Source organism: Arthrobacter sp. ov407 (assembly GCF_900102895.1).
Classification (GTDB): Bacteria; Actinomycetota; Actinomycetes; order Actinomycetales; family Micrococcaceae; genus Arthrobacter.
The window spans coordinates 1-15,705 of record NZ_FNGD01000014.1 but is presented as its reverse complement, the minus strand read 5'-3'; the positions used below and the strand labels follow the sequence as shown (position 1 = coordinate 15,705).

Below are 15,705 nucleotides of genomic sequence, written 5' to 3'. Positions count from 1 at the left end.
CGGCGCTAGTCGGTGCGGTGCCGGCCGTGGGTTGCGATGTAGTCGGCAGCCGCGCGCTGCATCTTGCGCTGTTTGGCAAGCTGCCGGCGCAGGGCCGTGAGCTCTTCGGCAACACGGGCCTGCTCCGCGGCGACCGCACGCTGCTCCGAAGCCTGCTCGTGCACAGCGCGCAGCGCGTCCGCCAGCAGCAACTGCTGCTCGGCCAGTAGCTGCTGGGTCTGCAGCAGCACGGGTACGACGTCGGCTGCCTCGGGCCGGTTCTCGGCCACCAAGGTCCGGGACCGCTGGCGGCCGCCCTCCCTCCCGGCCGCCCGGTCCGCACCGAACTCCGCGGCACCGGACTCGGGGCCGAACTCCCCCGGACCGGAATCTTGGCCGGAGCCAACGCTGGCCCTGAAGCCGAGGTCGGCATCCCGGCGGGCGGCATCGGGGAAGCGGGATTCGGCGCGCTCCCGGCTGAGCACCTCGATGAATTCCCGGTCCAGGTCCACGATGCCGGTTTCGCCGGCGGAAGAAACTGCCTTGACGACGTCGTTCCGGTTGTTTCCTAAAGCCGTCGCGGTGGCGCCACCGGCGGCGGCCACAGCGGCGTCGGTGACGGCGTCCCCGGCCTCCCCGGCGGTCTCCGGCCGGACATCGACGGTGCGACGCAGCGGGCGTTCCTTGATGAACAGGATGGCAACCAGCGCCACGAGGCCGATGATGGCGGAGATCAGGAAGACCTCAGCGATCGCGTCACCGTAGGCGGCCCGCATGATGTTGCGGATCGGTGCGGGCATGTCTTTGAGGTCCATGCTGGCACCGGCAGATCCGGCCGGGACGTGGATTCCGGCGGACGCGAGCCCCTCCACGACGAGCTCCTTGACCCGGTTGCCCAGCACGGCGCCAAGGACCGAGACGCCGATTGCTCCGCCGACGGACCGGAAGAAGGCAACTGAGGCGCTGGCCGTGCCGATGTCCTTGGCCTGGACCGTGTTCTGGACGGCGAGCACGAGGTTCTGCATCAGCAGGCCCAGGCCGACGCCGAGGATGGCCGTGTAGATACCGGTCAGCCACAGGTCAGTGGTGTGGTCCATGGTGCCGGCCAGGCCGAGGCCACCGATCAGCAGGATGGCGCCGGCCACCAGGTAGCGCTTCCACTTGCCGGTGCGGCTGATGAGCATGCCCGAGGCGACCGAACCGAGCAGGTTGCCCGCGATCATGGGCAGCGTGAGCAGGCCGGCCTCAGTGGGGGTGGCACCGCGTGCCACCTGGAAGTACTGGCCAAGGAACGTCGAAGAGCCGAACATGCCCACGCCGACGGCCACCGAGGCGAGGATCGCGAGGGCGGTGGTCCGCTCCGAGATGATCTTGAGCGGGATGATGGGCTGGGCTACCCGGGATTCCACCAGCACCAGCAGGCCCAGGAGCAGGACGCCCCCGCCCACCATGGCGACTGACTGCCACGACCACCAGTCGTAGTAGTCCGGGTTGCCAGCGAAGGAAACCCAGATGAGCAGCAGGCTCACGCCGGAGGTCAACAGGATGGAGCCGAGCCAGTCGATCTTCGCGGGGCGCTTGACGTGCTTGATCTTCAAGGTGACCTGCAGCAGGATGAGCGCGACCACCGCGAGCGGGACGCAGACGAAGAAGGTCCAGCGCCAGCCCAGCGGGCTGTCAACAATGAAGCCGCCGAGCAGCGGACCGCCGGCGGTGCCCACGGCCATGACGCCGCCCATGTAGCCGGAGTATTTACCGCGGTCGCGCGGCGGGATCATGGAGCCGATGATGGCCTGGGCCAAGGCGGTGAGGCCGCCCATGGCGATGCCCTGGATGACGCGGGCGGTCAGCAGCAGCGGGATGGTCTCGGACAGGCCGGCCATGACGGAGCCGGCCACGAAGATCACGATGCTCAACTGGACGAGGATCTTCTTGTTGAAGAGGTCCGCCAGCTTGCCCCAGATCGGCGTGGTGGCCGCGTTGGCCAGGAGCGCGGCCGTGATCACCCAGGCGAAGTCCGTCTGGGTGCCATTGAGATCGGACATGATGGTGGGCAGCGCGTTGGCAACGATCGTGCTGCTCAGGATGGCGGTGAAGAACGCCGCCAGCAGCCCGGTGAGGGCCTCCATGATCTGGCGGTGGGTCATCGCCGCAGGTTCTGCGGCGGGCTGGGATGCGCGGGGCGCCCTCGGCGGAAGGTCCGACGGGGCCGTGTTCAACGGCGCAGTGTCCGGTCCCGTGGCGGCGGCGTGGCTAGCCATATATCTACTCCTTAACAATTTCGGTCGTATTCGTGGATCCGGCCGTCGTTGCCCGGGCTGAGGTCCTGAGGGACTCAGCAAGTTTTTCGAGGGTGCGCGCCGTCAGTTCGACGTCGTCCTGGCTCCAGTCCTGCAGCAGGCCCTGGATGGTGGCCGTGCGCTGGTCCTCGATGACGCGCAGTTTCTCCGCGCCGGAGGCAGACAGGGCGATCAGCTGGGCGCGGCCGTCCTCGGGGTCCGGCCGGCGCACCACATAACCGTGCTCTTCGAGATCGGCGATGTGCCGGCTAAGGACAGGTGCGCTGACGCCGAGCCGCTCCGCAAGATGCGTGGCCCGGGACTCGCCCTCCCCCACAAAGCGAAGAACGCCCTGAAGCGCCACTCCGGTGTCCTGGCCGCGCAGGCTGGCGGCAGCAACGCAGCGGACCGCGCGCTGGAGGTCGAAGATCTGGTAGACGAGTTTGGCTGCAGCGTTGGATTCAACTGACATGTCGGAGACCCCTCTTTATGTTTGCCCTAGGCAACTATATACTAAATTGGTTACTTCGGGAAACTAACTCTCTCGTGGGGGGGTGCCCCGCGGCCCCAGAAGGGCGCTCAAAGGGCGCTTAAGTACAGGCGCTTAAATAAAAACGCGGACCGGCCGGGTCCGCCCCTCACGGTGAGGGGCAGACCCGGCCGGTCCGCTGTGTTGTGCTTTGCTGTTTTGGGCGGTGTCGCCCGGGCCGGCTACGTGGCCAGGTGGGTGGGGCCGAACATCTGGAGCAGCGTTTCGACGACGACGACGTTGGGTCCGTCCGCCGCGAAGCCGGCCTTCAGGGCGTCCCCGACGTCCTCGGGGGCCACCCGGACGGCCGGGACGCCGAAGGATTCGGCCAGCTTGACGAAGTCGGGCCGGGCGAGCTCAGTGGCCGTGGCCTTGCCGAAGGCGCCCACCATATATTCGCGCAGGATGCCGTAGCCGCCGTCGTCCACGATCAGCCAGGTGACCGGGACGTTGTGCTGCTTGGCGGTGGCGAGCTCGGAGATGGAGTACATGGCCGAGCCGTCGCCGGAAACGGCCAGCACCCGGGCCGAACCGCCGGGCGTGCCGGTGGTTTCGAGCCCGACGGCGCCGCCGATCGCCGCGGGGAAGCCGTAGCCCAGTCCGCCGGCGCCCTGCGCGGAGTGGAACTGGCCCTCGCGGGCGTCCCAGCAGCTCCAGCCCCAGTAGGCAGAGATGGTCATGTCCCAGAACGTCTGCATCGCCGCGGGAACGGCCTCGCGGATGTCGGCCATGAACTTCAGTTCCTTGCCGAGGTCCTGGGACTCGAGCCGGGCCGTGACCTTGGCCAGGGTGTCCTTGACCAGGGCTTCGGGAGAGGTGCCGTGCCAGTCGGCGCGTTCGCCGTGCGGCTCGGTCAGGGCCTCGTCGAGGGCGGCGAGGGCCTGGCCGGCGTCGGCGCGGATGCCCAGACCGGGACGGTTGGACTCCAGGACCCGGGGCTCGGCGTCGATCTGGATGATCCGGCCGCGCGGTTCAAAGGTGAAGTAGTTCGAGGTGACCTCGCCCAGGGAGGAGCCGATGACGATCAGCACGTCGGCGTCCTCGAGCACCTCCGTCATGTACTGGTCCTCGATCCAGGACTGCAGCGAGAGCTCATGGTTCCACGGGAACGCGCCATTGCCGCCCGGCGTGCAGATCACCGGCGCGCGCAGCTTCTCGGCAATCGAGAGCAGCGACTTCTCGGCCCGGCCGCGGCGGGTGCCGCCGCCGGCGATGATGGCAGGACGTTCCGCCGTCGAGAGCCACTTGACGGCTTCGCGGACCAGCTCCACGCGGGGCGGGTTGTCCGCGGCCTCGGCCAGGGCGTCCTCCACGGGAGGCACCATGATGGGGTCCAGCAGCACGTTCTGCGGAATTTCCAGCCAGACCGGACCCTGCGGCGAGGAGATCGCCTCGGTCCAGGCGTCCTGGATGGCAGAGGGGATGCCGGAGGCGTGCTGGATCAGCCGCTGGGACTTGGTGACGTTCGCGGCCGAGGCCTTCTGGTCATCGAGCTGGTGGAGCATTCCCTTGCGGCGCGCGCCGAGGCCATCGAGCGGGATCTGGCTCGCCACGACCACCATGGGCACGCCGGTGGCGTAGGCCTCCTGCAGCCCGGCCAGGGACGTGAGCGCGCCCGGGCCGGTGGACAGGAACAGCACGCCGACCTCGCCGGTGGCGCGGGAGTAGCCGTCCGCGGCGAAGGCCGAGTTGTTCTCGACCCGGGAGGAGACAAAGTGCAGGTTTCCGCGGCCCATCGCGTCGAACAGGCCCAGGGCGTGCTGGCCCGGGATGCCAAAGACCGTCTTGGCACCGAGCGCCTCAAGGGTCTCGACGACGAGGTCTCCGCCGTTGCGCACGCCGGTCATCGCGAAGCCACCGGCGAAGCCACAGGGGAGCCGAAGCCGGCCGGGCGGCGGGATTCCTGGCCGAGGGCCTGGGCCGCGTAGCCGTTCGGGGCGCCGAAGCGATCGCCTTCGACGGCGCGGTCCGCCATCAGGGTCACGAGCTCGTAGGCGACATGGCTTGCCGCCACGCCGGTGATCTCGGCGTGGTCGTACGCCGGGGCAACCTCGACGACGTCGGCCCCGACGAGGTTCATGCCGCGGAAACCGCGGATGATTTCCAGCAGTTCGCGGCTCGTGATGCCGCCGGCTTCCGGCGTGCCGGTACCCGGCGCGTGCGCGGGGTCAAGGACGTCGATGTCCACCGAAATGTAGAGCGGGCGGTTCCCGATCCGGTCCCGGACCTTGGCCACCGTCTCCAGGACGCCCTGGTAGTAGACATCCGCCGACGTGACAATGCCGAAGCCGAAGCGGTGGTCGTCGTCGAGGTCCTTCTTGCCGTAGAGCGGACCGCGGGTGCCGATGTGGCTGATGGCCTCGGTGTCCAGGATGCCTTCCTCGACGGCGCGGCGGAAGGGTGTGCCGTGGGTGTACTCGGCGCCGAAGTAGGTGTCCCAGGTGTCCAGGTGCGCATCGAAGTGCAGCATGGCAATGGGGCCGCCGGCGCGCTCGGCGGCGGCGCGCAGCAGCGGCAGGGCGATGGTGTGGTCGCCGCCGAGGGTCAGCAGCTTGCTGCCGGAGGCCGTCAGGTCCAGGGCGTTCTGCTGGATGGTTTCGATGGCGTCGTTGATGTTGAACGGGTTGACGGCCATGTCGCCGGCGTCGGCAACCTGGATGTTCTCGAAGGGGCTGACGTCCCACGCCGGGTTGTACGGCCGCAGCAGGCGGCTGGCCTCGCGGATGTGGTTGGCCCCGAAGCGGGCGCCGGGGCGGTAGGAGACGCCGGAGTCGAACGGCACGCCGACCACCGTGACGTCTGCCTTGGCCACCTGATCCAGGCGCGGCAGGCGGGCATACGTGGCGGCCCCGGCGTAGCGTGGGAAGCGGGATGAATCGATGGGGCCAAGGTTGCCATTGGCCTCGATGCGCAGCTCTTCCAAAAGAAGCCTCTCCTTCGAGGATTGACCGACGGTTGTGACAGCCATCATACACTCGGAGTTTCGCATTGCGCATCATTTGTTTACCAAGCACCTCACGCGATGGCCGAGGCGCCCCGCTCCCCCGTCCGGACGCGGACGGCGTCGCGCACGTCAATAATCCAGATCTTGCCGTCACCGAAGTGGCCCGTGCGTCCGCCCTCTTCAATAGCGGCCATGACGGCGCCGAGGGCGTCCTCGTTGACTAGGACTTCCAGCCGCACCTTGGGCAGCAGGTCCGAGCTGTACTCGGCACCCCGGTACACCTCGGTGTGGCCCCGCTGCCGGCCGTAGCCGCTGGCCTGGCTCACGGTCAGGCCGTTGACTCCGGACCGCTCCAAGGCCGCACTGACGGCGTCAACCCGCTCCGGCCGCACAATGGCCGTGACGAGCTTCATGACGACACCCTGCCGCGGGCGGCCTCACCTTCAGGCTGGGCGTGGGCTTCGGCCTGAGCTTCGGCTCCGGCCTGGGCGGCATCGGCCCTGGCATGCGGGTCGCCGGGGTGGAAGCTGCCGCCGACCATGAGGAGTTCGTACGCTGTTTCGGCGTGCTCCGTCACGTCGATGCCCGAGAGCTCGTCGGCCTCGGAAACGCGCATGCCGATGCTCTTGTGGATCGCGAAGCCGATCAGCAAGGTCATGGCGGCGCTCCATGCCGTGACAATGAGCGCAGTGAGGATCTGTGGCCAGAACTGTGACAGGCCGCCGCCGTAGAAGAGGCCGCCGGCGGTCTTGGCGGACGGAAGTGCGAAGAATCCGAGGGCCAGGGTCCCCCACAGGCCGCCAACGAAGTGCACAGCCACGACGTCCAGGGAGTCGTCGAGTCCGATCTTGAACTTCAGCCCGACGGCGAGCGCGCAGACGACTCCGGCGATCGTGCCGATCAGGATTGCCCCGACGGGATCGATGAATCCGCAGGCCGGGGTGACTGCCACCAGTCCCGCGACGGCACCCGAGGCGGCCCCGAGCGAGGTGGCATGCCCGTCGCGCAGCCGCTCCACGAGCAGCCAGCCCAGCAGGGCCGCGCTGGTGGCAAGCAGCGTGTTGGTCCAGGCCAGGGCGGCCGTGGCGTCAGCGGCGAGTTCCGAGCCGGCGTTGAAGCCGAACCAGCCGAACCAGAGCAGCCCTGCGCCGAGCATGACGAACGGCAGGTTGTGCGGGCGGATGTTGGGGTCTTTCATGAAGCCGAGCCGCTTGCCCAGAACCACCGCCAGCATGAGCCCGGCTATTCCGGCGTTCATGTGTACGACCGTACCGCCGGCGAAATCGAGGGCCGAGATCTTGCTGCCGATGATGCCGGTGGGCCCGAAGAGGCCGCCGCCCCAGACCCAGTGCGCGATCGGCGCGTAGACGAGTGTGACCCAGAGGGCGGCAAAGAGCAGCCAGGGCCCGAACCTGACGCGTTCGGCCACCGCCCCGCTGATCAGTGCGACCGTGATGATGGCGAACGTGGCCTGGAAGCCGACGAATATCATGTCCGGCAGGCCTGGCGCCTTGGTGCCGATGCTGGTGGTCAGCCCGCTCAGGCCGAAATTAGTGAAGGGATCCCCGACGAATCCGCCCAACGCATCCGGGCCGAAGGCCAGTCCGTAGCCCCACAGGGCCCAGACGACGGCCACCACGCCCATGGCGCCGAAGCTCATCATCATGATGTTGAGGACGGACTTCATCCTTACGAGCCCGCCGTAGAAGAACGCAAGCCCGGGGGTCATCAGGAGAACGAGGGCGGACGCCGTGAGCATCCACGCGGTCGATCCGGGGTCAAGGACCTGCGGATCTACTGCCATTCCTACTGCAAGCACAGAGAATTTCATAGCGGGAGCCTTCCTCGAGTGCCGGCGCTCCGAGGCGCCGATTCGGCGAGACCACGTTGGTTTTGGGACTGTTGTACGTCCCCCCGCAGATGACGCTACCCACGGCGTGTTTCGGGAAGGCCTTCCGATTCTTGCCGGCACGTTACGCGACGGCCCCGGGCATTAATTTGCCGTTTCCGGCAGATTTCCGGCATGTGACGTAAACCTCACCGTCCACACCTCCCTGGTAAGCGGCCGGCCGATGTTCCTTCCCAGTTGCTTCCACGCCCACCCCAGGCCCGCCCCGGGATTCAGTGTTTTTGCCGGCCACGGAGCCGCCCCCGCGGTAGGCAACCGGGAAGGAACGCAGCCAGCGCCCGCCGATGGGTGCGCAAACAGCCGACCCAAACAGCCGATTTGCCAGCACAGATCAATCCAGCACAGCCCAATGCCCACATAGCCCCATTGCCGCCTTCCGCGGTCCAGGCCGACCCTGTGGACTGGCGACATGGACGCCATCAACTACCTTGCACAACTCGGCGGAGTCGCCCGTACCGGCCAGTTTTTGGCCGCGGGATACTCCCGGACGGACATCGCCGGGCTGACGAGGGCGGGGGCGGGCCAACCCAGGCGAGGAGTGTTCATGCTCCCCGAGTGCCAGCCGGAGCTCGCGGCGGCCATTCGGCACAATGCCCGCGTCACTTGCGCCAGTGCGGCCGCGCACTACGGCCTCTGGCTTAGAGAAGTCCCGGCCCAGCATCATTTGGCCTGCAACCACGGCCACGGAACCGGCTTCATCCGGCACCGGACCATCAGGTTCGATGGCCCTGCCCAGCTGCCAGTGGCCGCGGTCGAGGACGTTACGCTGCATGCCCTGTCGTGTTTGAGGCCGCCCGCTTCAACAGCCCTGGCGACATCGGCCATGCGCTTGCATGGCATTCCCCTCGAATTGCTGAAGGCCCAGCTCATCGGCGACCGGTCGGGTCCGGCACTCCAGGCCCTGCGGCAGCTGGATTTACGCGCCGAGTCAATCGTGGAGGTCGATGCCCAGCATCTCTTCAAGGCAAACCGAATCGGCTTCGACAGCCAAGTCCAACTCCCGGGAATCGGCCGGGTCGACTTCCTGATTGAGGGATTCCTCATCGTGGAAGTGGACGGCTACGCATTCCACTCCAACCGCGAGGCCATGCGCCGGGATCTGGGACGCAACAACGCCTCCACCGTCAACGGGTTTGCCGTGCTGAGGTACATGCCGGAGCACATCTGGTTTGAGCCGGAGCGTGTCATTGCTGAAATTCGAGCCGTGCTGGGCCGGACCCCGCGCAGCGCTCCGTGACGTTCCCGCCCACTTGCCTCCGGGCACACGCCGGATCGCCCGCTAGATTCCGGGACTGGGCACCAGCCCGCAGCCCTCGTCTGCTTAGCAACCGGGAAGGAGCGCAGCGGCAGGCAGCCTGGCAGCGGAAGGCAGGCGGGCCGGCCCCGCGGGAGGCTAGCGGCTGGCGGCGGGAACCAGCACCCACAGCACCTCGACGGCGTCGTCCGTGGGATTGACCCAGGTGTGGGGTTCCCGGCCGGGGAACGTCACGGTGTCCCCAGTGCTGAGCTCGAATTGCTCATTGGTGAGGATCAGCCGGATGCTCCCCTTGACCACATGCAGGACGTCGACATCGCAGTCCACGGCATAGAGTTCGGACTCGCCGCGCCCGCGCGGCTCGATCACAGCCTGGATGATCTGGACGCGGCGCTCGGAGCGCGCGGTCAGCAGCCGCTCGACGATCCCCTCGCCGCCAAGGGAGATCCGGGGTCCTTCGTTCCGCTTCGTGAGGTGCGTTTCAGGGGCGGCAAAGAGGTCGCCGATCGAGATGGACAGCACCTGGCACAGCGTCACCAGGGAGGCGACCGAGGGCGAGGTGAGGTCCCGCTCAACCCGGCTGAGGAATCCCTTGGTGAGCCCGGTGGCGTCTGCGACCTGTTCAATGGTGAGCCGCTGGGACTGCCGGGCGGCGCGGATCCGGGAACCGATGGCAACGGGTACATTGCTCGGTTCAACTGGTAGAGCCTTCATTTAGGAACCTTTCACGGCCGGCCGCTCGGCCCCATCATTGGAGCAATCCTAGCGGGAGCGGGCCTTCGTGACGCGGATGCGCGGCGGTACGTACCGCGCCTTGACTGTTACCGGGGTCACAACATATTCTTCTTGGCAACATGTGTTGCCTATTAGGCAATACCGGAGGTTCCGACGGACATCCTCCTCCAACCACTTCACGCAGCAGCAGACTTGTCGAACGCACTGTTGGGTCCCGGCAATGCCCGCATCCGCTGCCAATCAGCTCCAAGGAGCCCTAATGGAAGCAAATTTCGTCAACATCGCCATTGTGGTGGTGTACCTGGCCGCCATGTTGGCGTTCGGTTGGTGGGGCAAGTCCCGCACCAAGAACAATAGCGACTTCCTGGTCGCCGGCCGCCGTCTGGGGCCGTTCCTCTACACAGGCACGATGGCCGCCGTCGTGCTCGGCGGCGCCTCGACCGTCGGCGGCGTCGGCCTCGGCTACAAGTTCGGCATCTCCGGCATGTGGCTCGTGGTCGCGATCGGCGCCGGTGTGCTGCTGCTGAGCCTGCTCTTCGCCCCCACTATTCAGAAACTGAAGATCTACACGGTCTCGCAGATGCTGACCCTGCGCTACGGCAGCAAGTCCACGCAGACCTCCGGCATCGTCATGCTTGCCTACACGCTGATGTTGTGCGCCACCTCCACCAGCGCCTACGCCACCATTTTCGTGGTGCTCTTCGGCTGGGACCGTGCTCTCGCCATCGCCGTCGGCGGTTCGATCGTGCTGGTCTACTCGACCATCGGCGGTATGTGGTCCATCACCCTGGCCGACCAGGTCCAGTTCGTCATCAAGACCGTCGGCATCTTCGTGCTGATGCTGCCGTTCACGCTCAACGCCGCCGGCGGCCTCGACGGGATCCGAGCCCGCGTGGACGCCAGCTTCTTCCAGATTGACGGCATCGGGATCCAGACCATCATCACCTACTTCGTGGTCTACACCCTCGGCCTGCTGATCGGCCAGGACATCTGGCAGCGCGTCTTCACCGCCAAGACGCCAACTGTTGCCCGCTGGGGCGGCGCCACCGCAGGTGTCTACTGCATCCTCTACGGCGCTGCGGGCGCCCTGATCGGCCTCGGCGCCCGCGTCGCGCTGCCGAACATCGACGTCAAGGCCTTGGGCAAGGACGTTGTCTACGCCGAGGTCGCCACCCACCTGCTGCCCATCGGCATCGGCGGCCTCGTGCTCGCCGCCGCCGTCGCCGCCATGATGTCCACCGCCTCCGGCGCCTTGATCGCGGCCGCCACCGTGGCCCGCGCCGATGTGGTTCCGTTCGTCGCCGGCTGGTTCGGCAAGATCATCAACACCGATGACACTGACAATCCCGAGCACGACGTCAAGGCCAACCGCATGTGGGTCCTAGGCCTTGGCATCGTGGCGATCGTCATCGCCATCATCACCAAGGACGTCGTCGCCGCCCTGACCATTGCCTACGACATCCTTGTCGGCGGCCTGCTCGTGGCCATCCTCGGCGGCCTGGTCTGGAAGCGCGGCACCGGTGTGGCCGCCGCCGCCTCCATGGCGGTCGGCACGGTCATCACGCTCGGCACCATGATCGTCCTGGAAATCAACGCCGAGGTACCGCTGGACGGCATTTACGCCAACGAGCCGATCTACTACGGCCTCGCGGCCTCCGCGGTCGTCTACATCGTCGTGTCCCTGCTGACCAAGCCGACGGATTCCGCCGTCATGAAGAATTGGCAGCGGCGGGTTGCCGGCGAGGCAGCCGAGGGCGAACACATTTCCGTTCCGGCGCACTAGGTCCTGCTGGTTTAGTTTCCGCGGGTTAAGTTCGACGGCGGTGCCTCCCCTTCGCGGGGGGAGGCACCGCCGTCGGACTTTAAGGCCTTTGGCGAATCACTCATTCTCTTCAGGCTCAAGGAATTCTTCCGCTTCCAGAGGTACTACCGGCTTCTCGTCGCCCAGGAAGTCGTCCGCGTCCAGGGGCACGAGCCGGTCTGCCTCTTCGAGAAGCTCCTCGTCCTCGCTCTCCGCGGCATCACTGACGGGGGCGTCCTCGGCGTAGTCGTAAGCGGGATCGGACTCGAGTGACTCCCGGGCCGGCTGGATGGGATGTGATGCTGTGCTATCCATGGCGCAACCTCCGTGCGGCTTCGGTGGCGGCAAGCCCCGGGGAGCCCGCCCTTGGGTTTCATTCGAACACCGTGCACACGGACGGTCAAGGGCTCACAATTGCTGCCGGAAAGTAGCTTGGGACGGCTCCGCCACGGCAGGGCAGTTACGGCCTCCCTAAACTTTCCGCTGAGGATCGCCAGCCTGAAAAGCGCGGAATTACGGGGTACTCTGGAGTCGCAATGGGGCCGGACCATGCCCGACCAAACCCAGGAGTTTTTCGTGTCTCAGCACACCGAATCGGACCGCGACGATTCTTCGCAGCAACACCCGGCACACGCCTCCACTGCCCCCGACGCGACTCCCGCCACCGCACCAACCTCGGCACCCAGCTCAGATCCCACCGCCGCTGACATCAAGCGCTGGCGCCAGTATCTCGCCGATGAGCGTGCCGAGGCGGCCGTCTACCGGGACCTGGCGCAGAACCGTTCAGGCGAGGAGCGCGCCATCTTGCTGGCGCTGGCCGAGGCCGAGGGACGCCATGAGGCGCACTGGCTCCAGTTACTCGGCGAGCACGCCGGCAAGAACCGGCATGCCTCACTGCGGAGCCGGTTCCTGGGTTTCCTGGCCCGGCACTTCGGCTCGGTCTTCGTCCTGGCCCTGGCCCAGCGGGCGGAGAGCCGCTCCCCCTATGCCACTGAAACCTTCGCCACGCCCGCCATGGTCGCCGATGAGCAGATCCATGAAGAAGTGGTCCGCGGACTGGCCACCCGGGGCCGCAACCGCCTGGCGGGAACGTTCCGGGCCGCCGTCTTCGGCGCCAACGACGGGCTGGTCAGCAACCTGTCCCTCGTCATGGGCATGGCGGCCTCGGGCGTGGGAAGCCAGGTGGTACTCCTCAGCGGCGTCGCAGGGCTGCTGGCCGGTGCACTGTCCATGGGGGCCGGCGAATTCATTTCCGTGCGCTCACAGCGGGAACTCCTCGCAGCGACCCGTCCCACCCAGATCACGTTGGCGGTGGCGCCGCTGCTGGATATCGAGCACAACGAACTCCTGCTCGTCTACCTGGCCCGCGGCATGTCCCGGGAGGCCGCGGAACACCGCGTCGCGGAGCGGATGGGCCTGCTGGACTGCGACTGCGACCCCAGCCTGTCGCTGCGGCCCGAGCTGCCCGAAAGTGAGGACCAGCACGAGGCGGTCGGCACCGCCTGGGGCGCGGCGGCGTCGAGCTTCTGTTTCTTTGCCTCCGGCGCGATCGTGCCCATCATCCCGTTCCTGCTGGGCATGACCGGCATCGCGGCCCTGGGGGCCTCGGCCGTCCTCGTGGGCCTGGCGCTCCTGGTCACCGGCGGCGTCGTGGGCCTGCTCTCCGGCACGTCGCCCGCCACCCGCGGCCTCCGCCAACTGGCCATCGGCATGGGCGCCGCCGGCGTGACTTACTTGCTGGGCATGGCCTTTGGCGCCGTGGTTGGCTAGTGGCCGGCCCTGTTTTTCGGGACCGCGGGCCGCGGCACAGCCGTTCCCGCAGCGCCCTGCGGATTGTCAGGAACCTTGCCGCCGCCGCAGTGATCGCCGGCGGAGCCTTCCTCACGGCCGGACTCGTCTACGGCGATCCCCGGTTCACGGGCCTCTTCGAGGTCTCCCGCGGAACAGGGCACAACGCAGCGAACAACGCAGGCCGTGCCCTGCCGGCGGCGCCACAGTCCGGGCAGGCATCCGGCCAGGAGTCCGGCCAGCCCGCGGTGCCGGCGGGAGGGGACCGGACGGACACTCCCCCGCCCGGGCTCGAGGAGCAGGACCACCCTCTCGGCACGCCGCGGAAACCGGAGGCCGCCAGCACCTCCTACAAGTTCCTCGCAACGAACGACGACGGCACTCCGGTCGGCTACTCGCCGTGCCGGCCGCTGCACTACGTCATCAATGCAACCCTGGCCCCGAAAGGTGCCGAGCGGCTCGTGGAGGACTCCATCCGGACGATCTCTGAGGCCACCGGGATCACATTCATCAACGACGGCCCCACGTCCGAGGAGTCCTCGCCAACACGTGCGCCCTACCAGAAGAATCTTTACGGGGACCGGTGGGCGCCGCTGCTGATCGCCTGGACCACGCCGGAGCAGGCCCCGCAGCTCAAAGGCCCGGTGATCGGCACCGGCGGCAGCACCCACTTCAGTTTCGACGACGGTCCGAAGAGCTTCGTCACCGGCAGCCTGGAACTGGATGCCCCGCAAATCGCGGAAGACCTGGACCGGGCCGAGGGTGCGGCCTATGCCACGGCCGTGATCCTGCACGAACTCGGCCATGTGATGGGTCTGGAGCATGTCGATGACCGAGCCCAGCTGATGTACCCGGAGATCGGGGCCCCGGACGGGCTTGCCGACGGCGACCTGAACGGGCTCTACGAGCTCGGCCACGCCCAGTGCCGCACGGATCTCTGACCGGCTAGCGTTCTAGCGCTTCGAGGGCTTCTTCCACGGTATCGACCAGGAAAATCCGTCCCTCCATCCGGCGGCCGGACGCCAGGCTCTGCAGCAGGGGCCATGCCGGGAATCGCCGCAGCCAGTGCTCGCGTCCCATCAGGACCATGGGAGTCACGGTTTCCGGAGCGCCGTAGTAGTTCTCGCAGGCGTCCTGGAAGATCTCCTGGATCGTGCCGCCGGATCCCGGCAGAAAGACAATTCCGCCGTTGCACAGTTCGAGCAGGATGGCTTCCCGGATGGCATTCGCGAAGTACTTGGCCACGTGGGTGGCGAAGAAGTTGGGCGGCTCATGACCGTAGAACCACGTGGGAATCCCCAGCGACGGCGTACCCTCCGGGTGGCGTTGGGCGACTGCCGCGGCCGCCCGCGCCCAGGCGGACACCGAGGGGCGGAAGGACGGCACCACCGCGAGGTGGGCCAGGGCCCGCCGGAAATCGGGTTCGGGGACCTCGCTGAGAAAAGCGCCGAGGTTGGCGGCCTCCATCGCCCCGGGTCCGCCGCCGGTCGCAACCACCCGGTTGCTCCGGGCCAGCAGCCGGCCCAGCTGGGCAGCTTCTTCAAAGACGGCCGTGCCGCGGGGGGCAATATGGCCGCCCATGACCCCCACCATCGTGCGGCCGGCGCGGAGAAAGGTGCCGGTCAGCTCGTCGAGGGCCACGCCGATCGAGTGGTCATGCAGGGCGGCGGCCAGTGTCGCATCGAGGCGGTGGCGCTGGCCCGGCCGGATGCTCCACTGGTACACCTGCGCGTCGAGCGTCTCTTCGTAGGGCGACGTGGCGATCCCGGCATAGAGTTCCTGCGGCGTGTACAGCTGGCCGCGGTAGGGGTTGAACGGTACGGCCGTGAGCCGGGGAAAGATCAGGGCCCCCCGGCTGCGCAGCGAATCCTCCACGCCGTGGTCAAACGTGCAGCCCAGGAAGACCGCGCCTTGGACCTCCAGTGCCTCCAGCTGTGCCCGGCGGTCCCGCAGGTCCAACGACTGGACATGCCAGCCGTGCATGCTGCGCGCCCCGGCTGCGAGCAGCCGGTCGAAACCGGCAAGGCTCTCGACCTCCAACGTGCGGGGGCTGGGGTGAAGACTGCGGGCGGCACTCATGGAGCCAGCCTAGACCGTGCCCGGGGCGCGATCCCTTAACCCCGTTGCGCTATCACTTTTGGCGGCCATTCCGGGGGCAAAGTCAAGGAGTCGGAGCAACGCCGGGGTTTAAGCCGCCGCTTGCAGCAGCTGGTTCAGCCGGTTGGCCGGGGTTTCCAGGTTGAGGGTGGGCCGGGGCCGGCGGTTGAGTTTCGCGGCGATCTGGCGGAGGTCCTCCGTGGTGTGGACGGAGAGGTCGGAGCCTTTCTCGAACCAGAACCTCAGGAGCCGGTTGGTGTTCTCGTTGGACCCGCGCTGCCAGGGCGAGTGCGGGTCGCAGAAGTAGAGCGTGGTGTCGAGCGCGGTCTGGATCCGGTCATACTCGGCGAGTTCGGTTCCGCGGTCCCAGGTGATCGAGCGGCGCAGGT

Annotated in this window: 14 protein-coding genes; 4 read left to right on the top strand and 10 right to left on the bottom strand. The window is 67.6% G+C overall.

Features of this window, described 5'->3' with window-relative positions:
- Window positions 1-5: 5 nt before the first annotated feature.
- The 6 genes from BLS42_RS16610 to BLS42_RS16585 form a co-directional block, all read right to left on the bottom strand.
- Window positions 6-2,240: an MDR family MFS transporter gene (locus BLS42_RS16610; RefSeq protein ID WP_371129601.1), complete on the bottom strand. Its 2,235-nt coding sequence runs from the start codon at window positions 2,238-2,240 to the stop codon at window positions 6-8.
- 4 nt (window positions 2,241-2,244) lie between these two features.
- On the bottom strand, window positions 2,245-2,730 hold the full coding sequence (locus BLS42_RS16605; protein ID WP_090583154.1) for a MarR family winged helix-turn-helix transcriptional regulator: 486 nt from the start codon (window positions 2,728-2,730) through the stop codon (window positions 2,245-2,247).
- Window positions 2,731-2,969: 239 nt separating this feature from the next.
- Window positions 2,970-4,634: a thiamine pyrophosphate-binding protein gene (locus BLS42_RS16600; protein ID WP_090583152.1), complete on the bottom strand. Its 1,665-nt coding sequence runs from the start codon at window positions 4,632-4,634 to the stop codon at window positions 2,970-2,972.
- Window positions 4,631-5,710, bottom strand: coding sequence for an agmatinase (gene speB / locus BLS42_RS16595; RefSeq protein ID WP_090583150.1), 1,080 nt, complete (start codon window positions 5,708-5,710; stop codon window positions 4,631-4,633). The genes BLS42_RS16600 and speB overlap by 4 nt, the downstream gene beginning before the upstream one ends.
- A 92-nt stretch (window positions 5,711-5,802) precedes the next feature.
- Entirely contained in the window at window positions 5,803-6,144 is a 342-nt protein-coding gene (locus BLS42_RS16590; protein ID WP_090583148.1) for a P-II family nitrogen regulator, read from the bottom strand.
- A complete protein-coding gene (locus BLS42_RS16585; RefSeq protein ID WP_090583146.1) occupies window positions 6,141-7,562 on the bottom strand; it encodes an ammonium transporter in 1,422 nt (473 codons plus the stop codon). Before BLS42_RS16585 ends, BLS42_RS16590 begins: the two co-directional genes overlap by 4 nt.
- 487 nt (window positions 7,563-8,049) lie before the next feature.
- Here BLS42_RS16585 and BLS42_RS16580 point away from each other — a divergent pair, with 487 nt between their 5' ends.
- On the top strand, window positions 8,050-8,877 hold the full coding sequence (locus BLS42_RS16580; RefSeq protein WP_090583144.1) for a DUF559 domain-containing protein: 828 nt from the start codon (window positions 8,050-8,052) through the stop codon (window positions 8,875-8,877).
- Between the two features lie 156 nt (window positions 8,878-9,033).
- Here the strand turns inward: BLS42_RS16580 and BLS42_RS16575 are convergent, their stop codons facing one another.
- On the bottom strand, window positions 9,034-9,609 hold the full coding sequence (locus BLS42_RS16575) for a helix-turn-helix domain-containing protein (protein WP_090583142.1): 576 nt from the start codon (window positions 9,607-9,609) through the stop codon (window positions 9,034-9,036).
- 280 nt (window positions 9,610-9,889) lie between these two features.
- Here BLS42_RS16575 and BLS42_RS16570 point away from each other — a divergent pair, with 280 nt between their 5' ends.
- Complete coding sequence (locus BLS42_RS16570) at window positions 9,890-11,413, top strand: sodium:solute symporter family protein (RefSeq protein WP_090583140.1); 1,524 nt, start codon at window positions 9,890-9,892, stop codon at window positions 11,411-11,413.
- A gap of 96 nt (window positions 11,414-11,509) precedes the next feature.
- Here the strand turns inward: BLS42_RS16570 and BLS42_RS16565 are convergent, their stop codons facing one another.
- The gene (locus tag BLS42_RS16565; RefSeq protein ID WP_090583138.1) at window positions 11,510-11,746 is read right to left on the bottom strand and encodes a hypothetical protein; all 237 of its coding nucleotides are present in this window, start codon (window positions 11,744-11,746) and stop codon (window positions 11,510-11,512) included.
- Between the two features lie 261 nt (window positions 11,747-12,007).
- Between BLS42_RS16565 and BLS42_RS16560 the strand changes: the two genes are divergently transcribed.
- Entirely contained in the window at window positions 12,008-13,201 is a 1,194-nt protein-coding gene (locus tag BLS42_RS16560) for a VIT1/CCC1 transporter family protein (RefSeq protein ID WP_371129600.1), read from the top strand.
- Entirely contained in the window at window positions 13,201-14,160 is a 960-nt protein-coding gene (locus BLS42_RS16555; RefSeq protein WP_256336514.1) for a matrixin family metalloprotease, read from the top strand. Before BLS42_RS16560 ends, BLS42_RS16555 begins: the two co-directional genes overlap by 1 nt.
- A 4-nt stretch (window positions 14,161-14,164) precedes the next feature.
- Here BLS42_RS16555 and BLS42_RS16550 read toward each other — a convergent pair whose 3' ends face one another.
- Together BLS42_RS16550 and BLS42_RS16545 are read right to left on the bottom strand one after the other, a co-directional pair.
- Window positions 14,165-15,298 carry an LOG family protein gene (locus BLS42_RS16550; protein WP_090583133.1) on the bottom strand — a complete coding sequence of 378 codons (1,134 nt, stop codon included), beginning with the start codon at window positions 15,296-15,298 and terminating at the stop codon, window positions 14,165-14,167.
- Window positions 15,299-15,406: 108 nt separating this feature from the next.
- The coding region (locus BLS42_RS16545; protein ID WP_143019223.1) for an IS30 family transposase at window positions 15,407-15,705 on the bottom strand (299 nt) is incomplete at its 5' end.